Source organism: Pseudomonas sp. GXZC (assembly GCF_026967615.1).
In the GTDB taxonomy this organism is placed as follows: Bacteria; Pseudomonadota; Gammaproteobacteria; order Pseudomonadales; family Pseudomonadaceae; genus Aquipseudomonas; species Aquipseudomonas azotoformans_A.
In genome coordinates this window covers 3,491,418-3,509,349 of record NZ_CP114115.1, presented here as the reverse complement: position 1 = coordinate 3,509,349, position 17,932 = coordinate 3,491,418, and the positions used below count along the sequence as shown (strand labels likewise).

General features: G+C 59.8%; 16 protein-coding genes. 10 read left to right on the top strand and 6 right to left on the bottom strand.

The genetic code is table 11. The annotated features are described in order from the left end of the window. Positions 1–78: 78 nt before the first annotated feature. Genes efeU through efeO (OZ428_RS16330) form a run of 4 tightly spaced genes read left to right on the top strand, consistent with a single transcriptional unit; the run spans position 79 to position 4,295 of the window. On the top strand, positions 79–924 hold the full coding sequence (efeU, locus tag OZ428_RS16345) for an iron uptake transporter permease EfeU (RefSeq protein WP_016979906.1): 846 nt from the start codon (positions 79–81) through the stop codon (positions 922–924). Positions 925–934: 10 nt separating this feature from the next. Further along, a complete protein-coding gene (efeO, locus tag OZ428_RS16340) occupies positions 935–2,137 on the top strand; it encodes an iron uptake system protein EfeO (RefSeq protein WP_269134124.1) in 1,203 nt (400 codons plus the stop codon). 14 nt (positions 2,138–2,151) lie between these two features. Beyond that, positions 2,152–3,450, top strand: a complete 1,299-nt coding sequence (gene efeB / locus OZ428_RS16335) for an iron uptake transporter deferrochelatase/peroxidase subunit (protein ID WP_269134123.1) — start codon at positions 2,152–2,154, stop codon at positions 3,448–3,450. Between the two features lie 26 nt (positions 3,451–3,476). Further along, complete coding sequence (efeO, locus tag OZ428_RS16330; protein ID WP_269134122.1) at positions 3,477–4,295, top strand: iron uptake system protein EfeO; 819 nt, start codon at positions 3,477–3,479, stop codon at positions 4,293–4,295. Positions 4,296–4,354: 59 nt separating this feature from the next. Here efeO (OZ428_RS16330) and pssA read toward each other — a convergent pair whose 3' ends face one another. Beyond that, positions 4,355–5,698 carry a CDP-diacylglycerol--serine O-phosphatidyltransferase gene (gene pssA, locus OZ428_RS16325; protein ID WP_033901167.1) on the bottom strand — a complete coding sequence of 448 codons (1,344 nt, stop codon included), beginning with the start codon at positions 5,696–5,698 and terminating at the stop codon, positions 4,355–4,357. Positions 5,699–5,823: 125 nt separating this feature from the next. Between pssA and OZ428_RS16320 the strand changes: the two genes are divergently transcribed. Both OZ428_RS16320 and OZ428_RS16315 read left to right on the top strand, forming a co-directional pair. Beyond that, positions 5,824–6,387 (top strand): TetR/AcrR family transcriptional regulator, encoded by a 564-nt coding sequence (locus OZ428_RS16320; RefSeq protein WP_269134121.1) that lies wholly within the window; start codon positions 5,824–5,826, stop codon positions 6,385–6,387. Between the two features lie 53 nt (positions 6,388–6,440). Next, positions 6,441–6,920, top strand: coding sequence for a nuclear transport factor 2 family protein (locus OZ428_RS16315; protein WP_033901169.1), 480 nt, complete (start codon positions 6,441–6,443; stop codon positions 6,918–6,920). A gap of 32 nt (positions 6,921–6,952) precedes the next feature. On the opposite strand, the gene OZ428_RS16310 is transcribed toward OZ428_RS16315, so the two are convergent. Together OZ428_RS16310 and OZ428_RS16305 are read right to left on the bottom strand one after the other, a co-directional pair. Beyond that, entirely contained in the window at positions 6,953–8,110 is a 1,158-nt protein-coding gene (locus OZ428_RS16310; protein ID WP_269134120.1) for a PQQ-dependent sugar dehydrogenase, read from the bottom strand. Positions 8,111–8,122: 12 nt separating this feature from the next. Then, positions 8,123–8,437: a hypothetical protein gene (locus OZ428_RS16305; RefSeq protein ID WP_269134119.1), complete on the bottom strand. Its 315-nt coding sequence runs from the start codon at positions 8,435–8,437 to the stop codon at positions 8,123–8,125. A gap of 184 nt (positions 8,438–8,621) precedes the next feature. Here OZ428_RS16305 and ku point away from each other — a divergent pair, with 184 nt between their 5' ends. Together ku and ligD are read left to right on the top strand one after the other, a co-directional pair. Next, complete coding sequence (ku, locus tag OZ428_RS16300) at positions 8,622–9,452, top strand: non-homologous end joining protein Ku (RefSeq protein ID WP_038850440.1); 831 nt, start codon at positions 8,622–8,624, stop codon at positions 9,450–9,452. A 3-nt stretch (positions 9,453–9,455) separates the two neighbouring features. After that, positions 9,456–11,915 (top strand): DNA ligase D, encoded by a 2,460-nt coding sequence (gene ligD, locus OZ428_RS16295; RefSeq protein ID WP_269134118.1) that lies wholly within the window; start codon positions 9,456–9,458, stop codon positions 11,913–11,915. Between the two features lie 21 nt (positions 11,916–11,936). Here the strand turns inward: ligD and lpxO are convergent, their stop codons facing one another. Together lpxO and OZ428_RS16285 are read right to left on the bottom strand one after the other, a co-directional pair. Then, positions 11,937–12,836, bottom strand: a complete 900-nt coding sequence (gene lpxO / locus OZ428_RS16290; protein ID WP_010210619.1) for a lipid A hydroxylase LpxO — start codon at positions 12,834–12,836, stop codon at positions 11,937–11,939. A gap of 253 nt (positions 12,837–13,089) precedes the next feature. Then, complete coding sequence (locus OZ428_RS16285) at positions 13,090–14,400, bottom strand: Wzz/FepE/Etk N-terminal domain-containing protein (protein WP_269134117.1); 1,311 nt, start codon at positions 14,398–14,400, stop codon at positions 13,090–13,092. Between the two features lie 397 nt (positions 14,401–14,797). On the opposite strand from OZ428_RS16285, the gene OZ428_RS16280 reads away from it, so the two are divergent. Beyond that, a complete protein-coding gene (locus OZ428_RS16280) occupies positions 14,798–15,184 on the top strand; it encodes a TIGR03067 domain-containing protein (RefSeq protein ID WP_269134116.1) in 387 nt (128 codons plus the stop codon). Positions 15,185–15,304: 120 nt separating this feature from the next. Here OZ428_RS16280 and OZ428_RS16275 read toward each other — a convergent pair whose 3' ends face one another. Next, positions 15,305–16,117 carry a class I SAM-dependent methyltransferase gene (locus tag OZ428_RS16275; protein WP_269134115.1) on the bottom strand — a complete coding sequence of 271 codons (813 nt, stop codon included), beginning with the start codon at positions 16,115–16,117 and terminating at the stop codon, positions 15,305–15,307. Between the two features lie 155 nt (positions 16,118–16,272). On the opposite strand from OZ428_RS16275, the gene OZ428_RS16270 reads away from it, so the two are divergent. Further along, entirely contained in the window at positions 16,273–17,511 is a 1,239-nt protein-coding gene (locus OZ428_RS16270; protein WP_269134187.1) for an MFS transporter, read from the top strand. Positions 17,512–17,932 lie beyond the last annotated feature (421 nt).

The window sequence follows — 17,932 nt, the reverse complement described above, 5'->3', positions numbered from 1 at the left end:
ACGTCAAGAATTGTTGTTTAGCAATGAGTATCATTATGTTACAACTTAGCACCCTATCTAGTTGTGACGCGGTGCCGAATGCTCGTTCCTTTCCTCATCATGCTGCGCGAAGGCATTGAAGCCGCATTGATCGTTGGCATTATCGCCAGCTACCTGCAACAGACCGGCCGTGGCCAGTGGATGCCCGCCGTGTGGATCGGTGTATTTCTCGCCGCCGCACTGGCCCTGCTGGTCGGCGGCGGCCTGGAACTGGTCAGCGCCGAATTCCCGCAAAAGCAGCAGGAACTGTTCGAAGGCATCGTCGGCCTGGTCGCCGTAGGTATCCTCAGTTCCATGGTGTTCTGGATGCGCAAGGTGGCGCGCTCCATCAAGCATTCCCTGCACGAATCCCTCGATCACGCGCTGGCCGGTTCCAAACACCAGGTCACCGCGCTGATTCTCATGGTGTTTTTCGCCGTGGCCCGCGAAGGCCTGGAAACCGTATTCTTCCTGCTGGCCGTGTTCCAACAAAGCGAAGGCCCAGGCGCGCCGATTGGCGCCCTGCTCGGTCTGATCCTGGCGATTATCGTCGGTTTCCTGATTTACACCGGCAGCATGCGCCTGAACCTGGGCGCGTTTTTCCGCTGGACCGGCCTGTTTATCCTCGTCGTGGCCGCCGGCATCCTCGCCAATTCAGTGCAAGCCCTGCACGAAGCGGGCGTATGGAATCACTTGCAAACCGTGCTGTTCGACTTCAGCGCTGCACTGCCCATGGACAGCCCGTTGGGCTCGGTACTGGCCGGCATGTTCGGCTACCAGGAAGCGCCGACCATCAGCACCCTCGGCGCCTACCTGATTTACCTGGTGGTGGCGCTGGTGATGTTCTTCCTGCCCGCCGCACCGTCCAAGCCTGCCGCCTCGCCCTCTTCCGTTTCCAGCCAGTAAGGACCGCCTCTTGTCCAAGCCTACTCCTCAACCCTCCTCGCCACCCCGCGCCCTGCGCTGGGCCGTGGCGGGTTCGGTGGTCGTGATGATCGCCGCCGGAGGCCTGTTCTATTACGCCTCGCAACTGGCGGCCAGCAAGCGCCAGACCAACCACAATGAAATCGCCGTGACCATCCATGGCCACGCCTGCGAACCGAATGAACTGACGGTGCCCGCCGGCCGCGCCAGCTTTCGCATCATCAACCGGTCCGACCGTGCGGTGGAATGGGAAATCCTCGACGGCGTGCTGGTGGTCGAAGAGCGCGAAAACATCGCCCCCGGCCTGACCCAGGTGATCAACGCCAACCTGCTGCCCGGCGACTACGCGATCACCTGCGGCCTGCTGAGCAACCCGCGCGGCACCTTGCACGTAACGCCGACCGCCGAGTCCGACGCGCAAGCCAAGGCCAAGCCGTCGATGGTGGCGTTTATCGGGCCGCTGTCGGAGTTCCGCGTGTACCTGAGCAGCCAAGGCAGCGCCTTGGTCAAGGCCGTCACCGCCTTGCAACAGGCCGTCGACGCCGGCGACCTGGCCCAGGCTCAAGCGCTCTATGTTCCAGCGCGCGAGGCTTACCAACGACTGGCTCCCGCGTCGCAACGCCTGGCCGAGTTGGACAACGCGATCAACGCCCGCGCCGACTACTTTGAAAAGCGCGAGCAGGATCCAGCCTTCAGCGGCTTCCACCGCCTGGAATATAGCCTGTTCCAGCAACACACCCTCGACGGCCTGGCGCCGGTTGCCCAACGCCTGCTGACCGACGTCACCACGCTCAAGCAACAATTGCTCGCCCAGTCGCTGCCGCCGGAGCAACTGGTGAGCATTGTGGTGCGCAACCTCAACAGCCTGGCCGATGTACGAGCCATCAGCGGTGAAGAGGAGCGCTACAGCCACGTCGACCTGAATGGTTTCGCCGCCAACCTGGAAGCTGCCCACAAGGTTGTCGACCTGATGCGCCCACTGCTGACCAAGTCTGCCGCCGACCTGCTGCCTAAGGTCGACAGTGCTCTCACGGCCTTCGACAGCCAACTCAACGAATTGAAAGTCGACGGCCAATACCGCCGCTACGACAGCGTAACCGCCGATCAGCGCAAGCAGATCGCCGACAAGGCCAAGGCTCTGGCCGCTGCACTCGATGGAATCGACCCCGCCCTTGGCCTCTCCGGCCTGCAGTGAAGACGACCGCACACATGAGTGATTCAGAACAATTTGACCTTACTCGCCGCCGTGTCCTGCTGGGCATGGCCGCCACCGGCGCCGCCATTGCCGGTAGCACCCTGACCTGCCCGGCCATGGCCGCCGAGCAAGTCACCACCGCGCCACGCAGCGACAAGACCCAGGACCACCACGATTTCTTCGGCAAGCACCAGAGCGGCATCGTCACCCCGCGCCCGGCGTGCGGCATGCTTGTGGCGTTCGATGTATTGGCCAGTGATCGTGAGGACTTGGAGCGGCTGTTCCGTACCTTGAACGAACGCATCAGCTTCCTGATGACCGGCGGCACCGTGCCGCAAGTCGACCCGAAACTGCCGCCGACCGACTCCGGAATCCTCGGCCCAGTGGTCACGCCGGACAACCTGACCATCACCGTATCGGTCGGCGAGTCCCTGTTCGATGAGCGCTTCGGCCTCAGCGCCGTCAAGCCCAAGCGCCTGAGCCGCATGGTGGGTTTCCCCAACGATGCGCTGGAACCGGCGCAGTGCCACGGCGACCTGAGCCTGCAATTCAGCTCCAACACGCCGGACACCAATATCCACGCCCTGCGCGACATCGTGAAAAACCTGCCCGACTTGCTGCTGGTGCGCTGGAAGCAGGAAGGCAGCGTGCCACCCCAGGCGCCGAGCAAAGCCGGCGAGCCTGCGCAGAGCGCACGTAACTTCCTGGGTTTCCGTGACGGTTCGGCCAACCCGAACTCCAACGATGCCAAAGCCATGGACCAGATTGTCTGGGTGCAACCCGGCAGCGACGAACCGGCCTGGGCGGCCAACGGCAGCTATCAGGCGGTGCGCATCATCCGCAACTTCGTCGAGCGTTGGGACCGTACCCCACTGCAAGAACAGGAAAGCATCATCGGCCGCATCAAGCCGACCGGCGCGCCCATGGACGGCGACAAAGAAACCCAAGTGCCCGACTACAGCAAGGACCCGGAAGGCAAAGTGACCAAGCTCGATGCCCACATCCGCCTGGCCAACCCGCGCACCCCGCAGACTCAGGCCAACCTGATCCTGCGCCGGCCGTTCAACTACTCCAACGGCGTCAACAAAAACGGTCAGCTGGACATGGGGCTGTTGTTCATCTGCTACCAGGCTGACCTGGAGAAAGGCTTTATCAGCGTGCAAACCCGGCTCAACGGCGAGCCCCTGGAGGAATACCTCAAACCAGTCGGCGGCGGGTACTTCTTCACCTTGCCGGGAGTCACCGGGCCCAAGGATTTCATCGGCCGCACGCTGCTGGCTGCAACGCACCCTCAAACCACTGCCCATACCTAAAACAAACCCAGAGCGGAAATCGTCCCATGAAAAAGTCGTCTATCGCGTTGTCGTTGTTGCTGACCCTTTCGCCGCTGGCAGCCTTCGCCGCTACCGCGCCGCTGGACCTGGTAGGGCCGGTGTCGGACTACAAGATCTACGTCACCGAAGAAATCGGCGAGCTGGTCACCCAGACCCAAGCCTTCACCGACGCCATCAACAAGGGCGACCTGGCCACAGCCAAGAAGCTCTACGCGCCGACCCGCGTGCACTATGAGTCCATCGAGCCAATCGCCGAGCTGTTCAGCGACCTCGATGCGTCCATCGATTCGCGCGTCGACGACCACGAAAAAGGCGTGACCGCCGAAGACTTCACCGGCTTCCACCGTATCGAATACGCGCTGTTCTCGCAGAACACCACCAAGGGCCTGGAAGCGTTGACCGCCAAGCTCAACACCGACGTCAATGACCTCAAGACCCGCGTCGACGGCCTCACCTTCCCACCGGAGAAAGTCGTCGGCGGTGCCGCAGCCTTGCTCGAAGAAGTCGCCGCCACCAAGATCTCCGGCGAAGAAGACCGCTACAGCCACACCGACCTGTATGACTTCCAGGGCAACATCGACGGCGCGAAGAAAATCGTCGACCTGTTCCGTGGCCAGATCGAGAAACAAGACAAGGCCTTCCTGACCAAGGTCGACAAGAACTTCGCCACCGTGGACAAGATCCTGGCCAAGTACAAGACCAAGGACGGTGGTTTCGAGACCTACGACAAGGTCAAGGAAAACGACCGCAAGGCTCTGGTGGGCCCGGTCAACACCCTGGCGGAAGACCTGTCTACCTTGCGCGGCAAGCTGGGCTTGAACTAAGCGACAAAAAAAGACCCCGCGCCTGTTGAAGGCGCCGGGTCTTTTTTTTGCCCGCAGGTTTACAGGATGCGGTACAGCAATCGTTCGATCCGCACACGGCTGACACGGCGCAGGAACTTGCCGACTGCCTCCGGGTAGTCCGGCAGCGTTTGCAGGTCCTGATAACGCTCGATCCGCGTGGTGTGCTGGAAAATCTGCGCCAGCTCGGTACGTCGCGGCGCCAGCCATTCACTTTTGGGATCATCGATCAACAAGGCGTTTTCCAGGTCGAGGCGGAACGCGCGCGGGTTGAGGTTGTTGCCGGTGAGCAAAGTGTAGCGCTGGTCGACCCACATGCCCTTGAGGTGGTAAGTGTTATCGCCGTCACGCCACAGGTGCAGGTTCAACTGGCCGCTGTCGATCATCGGCTGATGGCGTTTGGCAAAGCGGCGCAGGCTGATTTCGTAGAGGTAAGGCAGCGCCGCAATGACCTTGAACGGCTCGCTGGGCGGGATGTAGAAGTCGTTGGCGGTCTTGTCGCCGACGACGATGTCGATCTTCACCCCGCGCGCCAGGGCGCGGTTGATTTCGCGGGTCACCGGTAGCGGCAGGTTGAAGTACGGGGTGCAGATGGTCAGCTGATGCTGGGCGCTGGCGATCAGTTCGAGAATCACCCGGTTCAGGGGGTTGTTCTTGCCGACCCCGAGCAAAGGGCTGACTGACAGGTGACCATTGGGCAGTTGCCCGGCCGTGGTGTCGTAAGCCGCGTGCTTCAGGCGGCTGCGCAGATCGCCGATGTCATTGCGCAGGCTGCGGGTGGTGGGCGGGTTGGGCAGGTCCAGGCGATTGACCGCCTTGGACGCCACCAGGCCGTGCTCCACCAGATGCTGCATGGAATCGGCAAGCGCTTTGTTGTGAATCAAGTGGTAGCGGTCAAAGCGGTACTTGTCGAACTTGTGCAGGTACACGTTGTTCAGGCTGGCGCCGCTGTACAGCACCGTGTCGTCGATCACAAAGCCCTTGAGGTGCAGCACACCAAACAACTCGCGGGTTTGCACCGGCACGCCGTACACCGGCACTTCGCTGCTGTGGCTTTGAGTCATGGCCTGGTACCAGGCACTGTTGCCCGGTTGTTTGCCGGCGCCGATCAAACCACGCTGGGCGCGCAACCAGTCGACCACCACCACGATGTCCAACGCCGGGCGTGCAGCCTTGGCGGCGTGCAGGGCGTCGTAGATTTCCTGCCCCGCTTCGTCCTGCTGCAAGTACAGCGCGACGATATAGATGCGCCGGGTGGCCTGGGCAATTTTCTCCAGCAGGCAGCGACGATAAGCGTCGGCGCCGGACAGCACCTCAAGGGCATCGGGAGTGAGGGGGAAACCGCGCAGTTTGGGCAACAGGGAGCGTTTGAAGAACGACGGCATAAGGCTCGCAATGGGTCGAATCCGAAGAGGCCCCGAGCTTACACCATGGGGGTGCTCAGGTCTCGCTGCGGCGCATGGAAAAATTTTAATTGACCAAGAAGAACGATCGTTCTACTGTTCGAAGCATGAACGACATGACCAGTAATGAAACCCGCGACATTATCCTCGACGTCACAGAAAAGTTGATCTATCGCCATGGCATAGCCGCCACCGGCATGGACTTCCTGGTGAAAACTGCCGGCGTCTCGAGAAAAAGTATCTACCGCTACTTTGCCAATAAAGACGAGTTGGTGATGGCCGCGCTGCAACGTCGCGATGAGCGCTGGATGCAGTGGCTGCGCACTGAAGTGGAACGTCGCGAAGACACCGGAGAACGCCTGCTGGCGCTGTTCAGCGCGCTCAAGGACTGGTTCGGCACGGCTGACTTCCGGGGCTGCGCGTTCATCAACACCAGTGGTGAAACCGGTGACCCGCAAGACCCGGTACGCCTGTTGGCCAAGGCGCATAAACAGAAACTGTTCGAGTACGCACTTGAACTGTGTCAAGCACATGGCACCCCCGACCCCGAACGGCAGGCCGCGCAACTGCTGATCCTGATCGATGGCGCCATTACCGTTGCCCTGGTGATGGGCGATTCAACGGCTGCCGATAATGCGCAATGCATGGCGCGAACGTTATTGGGACTTTGAACCCGCCAGCAGGCGCAACTTCCGATAAAACCTTATTCATTGAGGAATTGCCAATGTCATCGACTGTAGAAACACGTCCGCCCCTGCCGCCGTTCACCCGCGCGTCGGCCATCGAAAAAGTCCGCCTGGCCGAAGACGGCTGGAACTCCCGTGATCCGCAGCGGGTGTCCCTGGCCTACACGCTGGACACACAGTGGCGTAACCGTGCCGAATTTGCGCATAACCGCGAAGAAGCCAAAGGTTTCCTCACGCGCAAATGGGCCAAGGAACTGGACTACCGCCTGATCAAGGAGTTGTGGGCATTCACCGATAACCGCATCGCGGTGCGTTATGCCTATGAGTGGCACGACGATTCGGGCAACTGGTTCCGCTCCTACGGCAACGAAAACTGGGAATTCGACGAGAACGGCCTGATGGCCAATCGTTTTGCCTGCATCAACGATCTGCCGATCAAGGAAAGCGAACGCAAGTTCCACTGGCCGCTGGGCCGACGCCCGGATGATCATCCGGGGTTGTCCGATTTGGGGTTGTAAAACAGGTGGGGCCGGTTTGCCGGCCCCACTGCTTAATCCTGATTCAGCCCAACCCGATACAACACGCCATCATCTTCATCCGTCAGCACATACAAGAACCCGTCCGGGCCCTGCCGTACATCGCGGATCCGCGCCTTCAGGCCGCCGAGCAAACGTTCTTCGTGGATCACCTTGTCGCCATCAAACTGCAACCGGATCAACTCCTGGCTGACCAGCGCACCGATAAACACATTGTGCTGCCAGGGCTTGAAGCGATCCGCATCGTAAAACGCCATGCCACTGATACCCGGCGACTTTTCCCACACATGATGGGGCGGCACTGTGCCTTCCACCGTTTTGCCCTTGGCTTCGGGAATCGGTGTCAGGGAGTAGTTGATGCCGTGGGTGGCCAACGGCCAACCGTAATTCTTGCCGCGCTCGATGATGTTGATCTCATCACCTCCGCGCGGCCCGTGTTCGTTTTCCCAGATCGTGCCGCTCCACGGGTTGAGCGCCAGCCCTTGAGGGTTGCGCTGGCCGTAGGACCAGATCTCCGGGCGCACGCCTTGCTGGCCGACAAAGGGGTTGTCATCCGGCACGCGGCCGTCCGGGTAGATGCGCACGACCTTGCCCTGCAACTTGTCCAGGTCTTGGGCCGTCGGGCGATCGTTGTTTTCGCCCAGGGTCACGAACAGGTAGCCATCGCGGTCGAACGCCAGGCGCGAGCCGAAGTGGTTACCGGTCGACAACTTGGGCTCCTGGCGCAGGATCACCTTGAAGTCGGTCAAGCCACTCAGATCTGCCGCCAGACGCCCACGGCCCACGGCTGTGCCAGCGGTACCGCCTTTGCCGCCGCCTTCCGCGTAGGAAAGGTACACCATGCGGTCCTCCTTGAAGTCCGGCGACAACACCACATCCAGCAAACCGCCCTGCCCTTTGGCCCAAACTTGCGGCACGCCCTTGAGTGGCGCGGACAGCTTGCCGTCGGGGCTGACAAAGCGCAGGTGACCAGGGCGTTCCGTCACCAGAAAGCCTTGCTTGTCCGGCAAAAAGGCCACCGCCCAAGGGTGGTCCAGGCCTTTGGCGATTGGCGTCGCGGTGATGCTGCCCTGTTCGCTGGGGAACTGCTGGGCGTCAGCGGCGTGAGCGGCCGTCAACGGCAGCAGCGTGGTGGCGCAAAGGGCGACTAACAGGCTTTTGCGTAGAAACATAAGGCGAGATCCTTACCGACGATTGCCGTTGGCATCATAAGTGGGGGCTTTGGTTTCGGTGGCCGGGCGGCTGGGGGCGGCATTACGTTTGGGGTAGCTGTTGCCGATGCCGCCGTTTTCCAGGGTCGGCGTGCGTGTGGTCGGCCCGGTCTGGATACCGCGAACGGGCGGCGCATTTGGCTGGGTGCCCTGCATGCTATTGGGATTGGCCCGGTGGATCGGGCCGTTGTTGCCGTTGTTGCTGCCGGGCAGGTTTTGCGCCTGGGCCACCGGGATAAGGGCCAGACCCAACAGCAGCGCTGCTACGTGACGCATACAACTGTTCATGACAAAGCCTCTCTGGGGCGAGGAGTACGTGCTTTCGATAACACGCTACGCCTTGGGTTCGGCTTTCGACACTAAATAGTTTCTCATCAGGTGTAACACGATCTGTCCGCGCATCTGCTCGGGGAAACTTTTCCCACCGCCTTCGAGTCACCAGAACACAGCCTCTTCAAAAGGAATCGCACCTATGCCACGGGCAATCTGGAAAGGCGCCATCAGCTTTGGCCTGGTGCATATCCCGGTCTCATTGGTCTCGGCCACCTCCTCTCAAGGCGTTGACTTTGACTGGCTGGACAAGCGCAGCATGGACCCGGTCGGTTACAAGCGCATCAACAAGACCACGGGCAAGGAAGTGACCAAGGACAACATCGTCAAAGGCGTTGCGTTCGAGAAAGGCCGCTACGTGGTGCTCAGCGAAGAAGAAATCCGCTCGGCCCACCCCAAATCGACCCAGACCATCGAGATCATCGCGTTTGTCGCCAGCGACCAGATCCCGTTGCAGAACATCGACACCCCCTACTTCCTCGCACCGGATAAGCGAGGCGGCAAGGTCTACGCCTTGCTAAGGGAAACCCTTAGAAAAACCCGCAAGGTCGCCCTGGCCAATGTGGTGCTGCACACCAAGCAGCACCTGGCGGCGTTGATGCCCCTGGACTCGGCGCTGGTGCTGGTGATGCTGCGCTGGCCCGCCGAAGTGCGCAGCCTGGACGAATTGGAACTGGGCAGCGACGTGACCAAACCGAGCCTGGCCAAGGGCGAGCTGGACATGGCCAAGCGCCTGGTGGACGACATGAGCGCCGACTGGCAGCCCGATGACTACCGCGACAGCTTCCAGGAAAAAATCATGGCGCTGGTGGCCAAGAAGGCCAAGGCCGGCAAGATCGAGGATGTGGAGACCAAGGACAGCGAAGAGCGCAAGTCCGCCGATGTGATCGACCTGACGGAACTGCTTAAGCGCAGCCTGGCCGGCAAACCCGCGAAGAAGCCTGCCACGAAGAAATCCACCAAGGCCTCCTGAGTCATGTCCAAGCCCCTCAGCGAATACAACCGCAAGCGCGATTTCGGGATTACCGCCGAACCGGCAGGCAGTGCGCCTGGCACTAAACGCAAAGCCTCGGCGCTGTCCTTCGTGATCCAGAAGCACGACGCACGCAACCTGCACTATGACTTTCGCCTGGAACTCGATGGCGTGTTGCTCAGTTGGGCCGTGCCCAAAGGGCCTAGCCTTGATCCCAGCCAGAAGCGCCTGGCCGTGCATGTAGAGGATCATCCGCTGAGCTACGGCGGCTTTGAAGGCAGCATTCCCGCCGGTCAGTACGGCGCCGGTGATGTCATCGTGTGGGACCGTGGCATCTGGCAGCCCCATGACGAACCCCGCAAGGCCTACGCGGCCGGCAAGCTCAAATTCACCCTGGTCGGCGAGAAGCTCTCCGGCGACTGGGCGCTGGTGCGCACGCGCTTGAAAGGCAGCGGCGACAAGCAACAATGGCTGCTGATCAAAGAAAAGGACCCGCAGGCGCGCGCGGCCGACGACTACGATATCGTCCAGGCCCAGCCGAACAGCGTGCTCAGCGATGCCTCAGTGGGAAAGCCCAAGCCTCGGGCCAAAGCCCGGAAAACCCAGCTTCCCGAGCAATTCACCCCGCAATTGGCCACCCTGGTGGATCGCGCCCCCGAAGGCGATTGGCAATACGAAATCAAATTCGACGGCTACCGCATGCTTGCACGCATTCAGGACGGCGACGTGCGCCTGTTTACCCGCAACGGGCATGACTGGACCGACCGTCTGCCGCGCCAGGTCAAGGCCTTGCAGGCTCTGAAGCTCAAGGACAGCTGGCTGGATGGCGAGGTGGTCAGCCTCAATGGCGACGGCCTGCCGGACTTCCAGGCGCTGCAAAATGCTTTTGATATCGGCCGTAGCCTCGACATCGTCTACTACGTGTTCGATGCCCCCTTTCTCAACGGCCAGGACCAACGCCTGGCGCCGGTCGAGGATCGCCGTGCCGCTCTAAAGGTCGCGCTGGCCGGTAGCCGCAGCAAATTGCTACGTTTTTCCGAGGCATTCACTGCGCACCACCGTGACATCTTTGAAAGCGCCTGCGACTTGGCCCTGGAAGGCGTGATCGGCAAGCGCCTGGGCAGTCCGTACGTCTCCAGCCGCAATGCCGACTGGATCAAACTCAAATGCCGGTTGCGCCAGGAGTTCGTGATTGTCGGCTATACCCGGCCGCAAGGCTCACGCACGGGGTTCGGCGCGTTGTTGCTGGCAGTCAATGATGAGACTGGGCTGGTGTACGCAGGCCGCGTGGGCACGGGTTTTGATCAAGCATCGCTCAAGACTATTTATGCGCAACTGACATCGTTGGAGCGCAAGACATCGCCGCTTGAGAAACCGCTGACCAGCACCCAAGCACGTGGCGTGCATTGGGTGGCGCCCACGTTGGTCGGTGAGGTGCAGTTTGCCGAGTGGACACGCGAGGGCGTGGTCCGCCAAGCCGCATTCGTCGGGCTGCGCACCGACAAGCCGGCAGCGCAGATTGTTCATGAACAACCGCGAACGGCCAAATCCATGAAGCCTGCCAAGAAGACCCGCAGTGATGTGAATATCACCCACCCAGACCGCGTGATCGACAAACAAAGCGGCACGCAAAAACAGCAACTGGCGCAGTTCTACGACAGCATCAGCCAGTGGATTCTGCCCTTTCTGCACCATCGGCCCGTGTCACTGCTGAGAGCACCCGAAGGTATCGAGGGCGAGCAATTCTTCCAGAAACACTCGGAGCACCTGGCGATACCCAACATCAAGCAGCTTGACCAAGCACTCGATCCCGGCCATGCGCGGCTGATAGAAATCGACAACGTCGGCGCGCTGATCGGTGCCGTGCAAATGGGCTCAGTGGAGTTTCACACCTGGGGCGCCACCTCTGACAAGATCGAAACACCGGACCTGTTTGTGCTCGACCTCGACCCGGACCCTGCATTGCCCTGGAAAACCATGCTGGAAGCCGCGCAACTGACCCTGTCGGTGCTGGATGAGCTGGGGCTGCAAGCGTTCGTCAAGACCAGCGGTGGCAAAGGCCTGCACCTGATCGTACCGTTGGCGCGTCGGGACGGCTGGGACACCGTCAAAGCATTCGCCAAGGCCATCGCCCAGTTCATGACCGAGCAGTTGCCGGAACGCTTTACCGCGACATCGGGGCCCAAGAACCGGGTCGGCAAGATCTTTATCGATTACCTGCGTAATGCACGGGGAGCCAGTACCGTAGCCGCGTATTCCGTGCGTGCGCGGCCGGGTTTGCCAGTGTCGGTGCCGATCAGTCGTGAGGAGTTGAAGGGGTTACGCGGTGCACAACAATGGACAGTCGCCAATCTGCAGCAACGTTTGAATGCTTTGAAAGCGGATCCCTGGGCGGGATATGCCAATCGACAGAAGATCAGCAAGAGGATGTGGGACAAACTGGGCGCCCATCCACCGAAGTGAACAGCGCCCGTGAAGCGGGCCTCAGATCAGCAGGAAAATCGCTGCCAATCCAGCAAAGATCGCCCACTTTTCCAGGTAGTAGCGCGTACGATTGCGCTTTTTCAGTTCCTTGCCACGCAGACGAATCTTGTACAGGCGTGTGAACGCGCGGTTGAGCCCACCGGTCTTGTCCCCGGCATCGTTGGGCGAGCCGGCGGCCGCCATCACGTTGCGGCTGAACCAGCGGTTGAACGCGGCGGCCCAGCGATACTTCATCGGGCGCTCAATGTCGCAGAACAGGATGATGCGGTTCTGCTGCGTGGTGTTTTCGGCGTAGTGGATGTAGGTTTCGTCAAACATCACCGGCTCACCGTCACGCCAGTAGTAGTTTTCGCCATCCACATTGATATAGCAGCCAGGATCGTTCGGAGTATCCAGGCCCAGGTGATAGCGGTATGAACCGGCATACGGATCACGATGGCGTACCAGCTTGGAGCCCGGTGGCAGCTCGGCGAACATCGCGGCCTTGATCGAACCGATGCTTTGCACCAGCTCAGTGGTGCGCGGGCACAGCTTCATCGCTGAAGGATGACTGTCGCCATACCATTTCAGGTAAAAACGCTTCCAGCCCGACTTGAAGAACGAATTGAAACCCACGTCGTTGTACTGGTCCGAACGCTTGATCTCCCCGGCACGCATTAGATTCTGCCCTTCCAGGCGGATTTCTTCCCAGTGCTCCTGGAGCGGGCTCAAGTCGGGAAAATCACTGGGCGACAGATACGGTCGGCTGGGCAGCTTGGAGAAGAGGTAGAGAAAGCAGTTGATCGGTGCCAGGAAGGTCGAATGATCACTGAGCTGGCGACCCAGCTTGTGCCGCACCCGGCCACGCAGGTGTACATACGCAATCGAGGCAACGTAGAGAACAACAATGATGAGTTTCAAGAGATTTCGTCACAAGTCAGAAGAGAACAGGCTGCTCCTGCGTGCCCACAACGGCCGAGGTTGGATAGCAGCACCTGAAATCACAATTCACACAATGGGCCCGACCGGCTGAGTGACAACCCGGCTCGTGGCCCTTTGCAGTTATTTAGCCACAGGTTGTAACTAAAAGTTAACTAAGAATTGTGAAAAGCTGTCTTGTGAATGTGTTGGGCGGGCTTGTTGTGCGGCAAGCCCGCAAAGGGTTCAGATGGACCTACGGGCGTGGCAAACGACGCTCATCGTGCACCGAAAAGGGACCGGTTTCGCGGCGTACTCGAACGAAGTGTCGGATCAGTGCCACCAATACTCCCAGCATCAGACCTGCCAGCAGGCTCAATGCAACGATCACGGATTTTTTCGGTTTGAGCGGTCCCAGCGGCTCCTGCGCCTGCCGATCGACTGTCACCAGCTTCAGCGCGCTCATATCGATGTTTAGGCCGCGCAGCCGAGCTTCTTCAGCCCAAAGGGGTTCGACGTCTTGCAGGAACATATCTTCACTCTTGCGGCTGTCGAGCACTTCCACTTCGCGGTTGACTTCAAGCATGCGCAGTTCCTTGCCTATCTCAGCAATGCGGGGGTTGGTGAAGTCGCTGTTGGTACGTCGCGTCAGCGCAGCACGTTCGGCCTCCAGTGCCTCACTGCCCATGAAGTAGAGCGGGATCTTCTGATTGGTCACCTCAGTGCGCATCACCTGGCTGGAACCCCGCAGCGCCTCGGTTCCCATCGCTGAAGGTGTGGTGGGGTTCCGGATGCCGATAGACTTGGCAATCGAGATGGCTTCGGCCAGCTCGGCCAGGCGGCTGGTACGCTGCGTTTCCATCTGCAAACGCAACGCGCCGAGTTCATCACGCAATTGCGCACGTTTGACTTTATCCGCCTCCAACAACTTGGCGATCTGCGATGCCTTGCCGGTTTCATAGTTGGCACGCGCGGCGTCGATCTTGCCCTTGATCTCGCTGAGGCGGTTATTGACGATGACCTTGAGATCAGCGCCGACTTGCTGGCGTTGCCGCGCAATGGCATAAGCCACCAACCCATTTAGAATCGCCACCCCGTCAATCCCATTGGGGTACTGCATTTCCAGACGAACGGAATTACTGTCGGCCTTCTTCGGATCCGGCAACACGAGGTTGATGGCATTGTTGTTGAACGCTTCGAAACTTTGTTCAAGACTACGCCCAGGCTGCTGGAACGCTTCAAACAGCGCGGGGTTGGCCCGAAAAAAACCTAAGCGGGTTTCGTAGGAATCCAGCTGCGCAGTGACTTTGGCCAGCGCGTCAGCCGGCGGCAGCTTGTAGACTTCGGAGCGGTTGAGGGCATCGAGCTCATTGATTGCCGCAGGCCGTAGCACGCTGCTGACCTGATAAACCCTGGGCGCAAGATACGCATAGCCTACTCCCAGAAGGCCCGCCACGATCGTGCAACCGATAACCAGTTTTTTTTGCTTCCAGATCGCGCCGAACAGTTCAAAGAGATCGATTTCATCCGAAGGTAGATATTGATGAAGCTGGGGAGTGTTGTTCAAATGTCTTACACCCTGATGAGTTGAAATTCAGTGCCCTACTACAAAGACCTGATCAACTACTGAATAAACAGGGGGCAACGTCTGGGCACACAACATCTGTGGCCTTATGCCAGCAACGAGACCACCTAACTCACTGAAACTACACCTAGCAGCAAACGGTTTCATTTCAGTTACATGGGTGTCATGACTGACAAACACCCAGAGCTTAGACGGTTCGTATCAAGACGTTACCCCGCGGCCAGGCAAAATAACGCTAATTGCCTGAAGTTATAACGAAAAATCGCATGTCAATTTAAAAAATAGGATTGTTCCTACGCGCATCTACGCAATAAATAAAAAAAGAACGCCGCATTTACGCGAGCGCCCGGCGAAAAGCCCTTCAGCAAAAGGAATTTGTATGTCATCCATTCCAGACCCGGACTTGCAAGCCCTGCAAGGTGCCTGGGAGCAAACTTCACTCGAAGACAGTGGTGTGCTCAACCCAATCGATGCCCACAGTGCGCCTGGGGCAATCACCACTATTACCGGCGACCGCTTCGAAGTGAAGACAGTCAGTGGCGAAGTGTTGCTGGCTGGCCGGTTTTACCTGGACAGCAGCACCGATCCCAAGCGCATCACCTGGATCGACGCCATCGGCGAAGACGCAGGCAAACACTTGCCCGCCAGCTATCGTCTGGAAGCAGATGAATTTGTGTTCATTGCAGCCGATGAGAATATGCCCAGACCCACTGTCTTCAGTACTGTCGCAGGTCAAACCATGCGCACTTTTATGCGACGAGCCTGATCAGCGCATCATTTTCACAAAGCGTTCACTTTCGGGTCTATAGGGTGAAGCCTACCTACTCCAGTGAATCCCTTAGCCCGCCTCTCCTCGCGGGCTTTTTTTTGCTTGGAGCACATCGACTTATTCCGCACGTTTGGTGGCGGTCAACGTAAAGCACATTGGCAGCTGCGCCGGCTGGTGCTCGTACTGGTCGTACAGCTCTTCGCGATTGGAGTGCGCATATTCCTGCAGGTGGCCTATCTGCAACTGCGCGCAGATTGCGGCAGTGACCACATCGCCCAGGGTATGCACATACCAATAGGATGTGGGTCCTGCCACCTCGCCCTGGCCTTCATAGACAATCGACTCCTGCAGCACAAACGGTTCACGCTGGAAGTAGGAACTGGCCGGCAGGAACGGGTTTGACGCCCGCGGATCGAACACCTCCAGGAATGGATGGGTTTCATACATCACCAGCGTGCCGCCGGGTTTCAAGGTGCTGGCAACGTGGCGCATGAACTGCGCCACATCCGGCATCCAGCCCAGCACGCCGATGGTCACCAGAGCGATATCGAAACGCGCCTGCAAACGTTGCGGCAATTGGTGGATATCACTTTCTATGAACTCAGGGCTGTGCGGTGAGACGTCGGCCAGTTCACGGGCCTGTTGCAGAAACGCTCGGGATTGATCCACGCCCACCACCGAACGCGCGCCCAGGCCGTACAGCGAGAGGCTTTCGCGGCCATTGTTGCAGCACAGTTGCACCACATCCTTACCGTCCACACCCACGGCTTGCAGCAAGCCGGTCAGCGTCGGGTCCAGGCAAGAAAAGCCAGCCGCGCCGACACTGTTGAGCAGCGCGTTCCAGGTGTCCGTGGTTTTGTGCAGGCTGGCGGATTGGTCCCAGGCGTCCTTGTTGCAGTCGATTGCCTGTTGAGCTGAGGGCATGTCCATTGCGTCTCCAGATATTCATAACAGCGGGGCCCAGAAAATAAGCCAAGTGCCCTCGGATTAAAACCCCGAGAAGCGGGCGAAACTTAACGCAGGGCCCACAGGTCATTAACGCAATGCGTGTTCAGCCCTTGAACGCCGCCTCCGAAGACCTCGCCGTGGCCAAACACTCCGACCTGCGTAATGCCTTGTCCCTGGACAGCCTGAATTTCTTCCTGGCGGATGTGCGCGACGGCCTCGGCCCTTACCTGGCCATTTATTTGCTGGCCGTGCACAAATGGGACCCGGCCAGCATCGGCGTGGTCATGACGCTGGCAGGCATCGCCGCCCTACTCACCCAAGGCCCAGCGGGTGCTCTGATCGACCGCACCCGCAGCAAACGCGCAGTGGTGGCGCTGGCCGCCATCGTGGTGACCGGCAGTTGCCTGCTGCTGCCCTTTGTCAGTTCCTTCAGCCTGGTGGCGTTGACCCAGGCCGCCAGTGCTGTCGCCGCGTCCGTATTCGCGCCCGCCATCAGCGCAATCTCGCTGGGCATCACCGGGCCACGCGCGTTCACCCGCCGTACGGGGCGCAACGAAACCTTCAACCACGCCGGTAATGCCGTCGCGGCCCTGCTGGCCGGTGGCTTGGCCTATCTTTTTGGGCCCGTGGTGGTGTTTTACCTGATGGCGTTCATGGCCGTGGCGAGTATCGTGGCGATCAGTTGCGTGTCGGCAGAGGCGATCGATCACGAGGTCGCCCGTGGTTTTGACCCGGAGCATCACACGGACCACGAACAACCCTCCGGCGTGAGGGTATTACTGGCGAACCGCCCATTGCTGTTGTTTGCGATCTGCTGCGCCCTGTTCCACCTGGCCAATGCCGCGATGCTGCCGCTGGTCAGCCAGAAGCTCTCGCAGATCAACCTGCAGATGGCCACGCCGCTGACGTCGGCGTGTATTGTCGCCGCGCAATTGGTGATGGTACCGATGGCCTGGCTGGTCGGACTCAAAGCCGATATCTGGGGACGCAAACCCTTGCTGTTGGCCGGCTTCATGATCCTGCCGCTGCGCGGAGTGCTTTACACGCTGTCCAGCGATCCGTACTGGTTGGTGGCCGTGCAAATGCTCGACGGCATCGGCGCCGGGATCTTCGGCGCGCTGTTCCCGGTGATCGTCAAGGACCTGACCCAAGGCACCGGACGCTTCAACGTCAGCCTGGGTGCCCTGTCCACCGTCTTCGGTCTGGGTGCGGCGCTGAGCAGCAGCCTGGCCGGTTTCGTCGTGCAACAGGCCGGCTACAACGCGGCCTTCCTGACCTTGGCCGGCGTGGCGGCACTGGCGTTGGCGCTGCTGTGGCTGGCGATGCCGGAGACCTTGGCAAAACCATCCTTCGCCGGACATACAACTGTCGCCTGACATATGCGACAATGCGCGCCAAATTCCAACACACATCCAAAATCTTCTGCTCAGCGACCGGGTTTCGCGCCTTGATGTCGCTGTTGACGCATGCCTGAAGGCTCCTGCCGCCACGCTCGCAACCCATTGATAGGTATAGTAATTGATCTCCACAGCTAACATCACCATGCGCTATTGGGCGGGTTTTGGTGGTGGGTGGAGATCAATGTTTATTGGGCGAAGTGGGCGTGGGTGAGCGTTGGTAGTGCGTTGAAATGCACCTGTTGGTTCCAGAATTGGTCCCATTGGGTGGGGTTTTGACCTATGCCGAAACTGCATAATCCCTTCTGCGGCGTTCTGCCGAATGAATACAAAATCGAATTAGCAAGTGCACATCCCTACTGCGGCCTTTCCGCGGTACAAAAATCTACGACCCTTGACC

Bases quoted from the DNA above. Each gene is read 5' to 3' on its own strand.
- efeU (WP_016979906.1), top strand. From the start codon at position 79: ATGCTCGTTCCTTTCCTCATCATGCTGCGCGAAGGCATTGAAGCCGCA.
- efeB (WP_269134123.1), top strand. From the start codon at position 2,152: ATGAGTGATTCAGAACAATTTGACCTTACTCGCCGCCGTGTCCTGCTG.
- efeO (WP_269134122.1), top strand. From the start codon at position 3,477: ATGAAAAAGTCGTCTATCGCGTTGTCGTTGTTGCTGACCCTTTCGCCG.
- pssA (WP_033901167.1), bottom strand. From the start codon at position 5,698: ATGCCGTCGTTCTTCAAACGCTCCCTGTTGCCCAAACTGCGCGGTTTC.
- OZ428_RS16320 (WP_269134121.1), top strand. From the start codon at position 5,824: ATGAACGACATGACCAGTAATGAAACCCGCGACATTATCCTCGACGTC.
- OZ428_RS16315 (WP_033901169.1), top strand. From the start codon at position 6,441: ATGTCATCGACTGTAGAAACACGTCCGCCCCTGCCGCCGTTCACCCGC.
- OZ428_RS16310 (WP_269134120.1), bottom strand. From the start codon at position 8,110: ATGTTTCTACGCAAAAGCCTGTTAGTCGCCCTTTGCGCCACCACGCTG.
- OZ428_RS16305 (WP_269134119.1), bottom strand. From the start codon at position 8,437: ATGAACAGTTGTATGCGTCACGTAGCAGCGCTGCTGTTGGGTCTGGCC.
- ku (WP_038850440.1), top strand. From the start codon at position 8,622: ATGCCACGGGCAATCTGGAAAGGCGCCATCAGCTTTGGCCTGGTGCAT.
- ligD (WP_269134118.1), top strand. From the start codon at position 9,456: ATGTCCAAGCCCCTCAGCGAATACAACCGCAAGCGCGATTTCGGGATT.
- OZ428_RS16280 (WP_269134116.1), top strand. From the start codon at position 14,798: ATGTCATCCATTCCAGACCCGGACTTGCAAGCCCTGCAAGGTGCCTGG.
- OZ428_RS16275 (WP_269134115.1), bottom strand. From the start codon at position 16,117: ATGGACATGCCCTCAGCTCAACAGGCAATCGACTGCAACAAGGACGCC.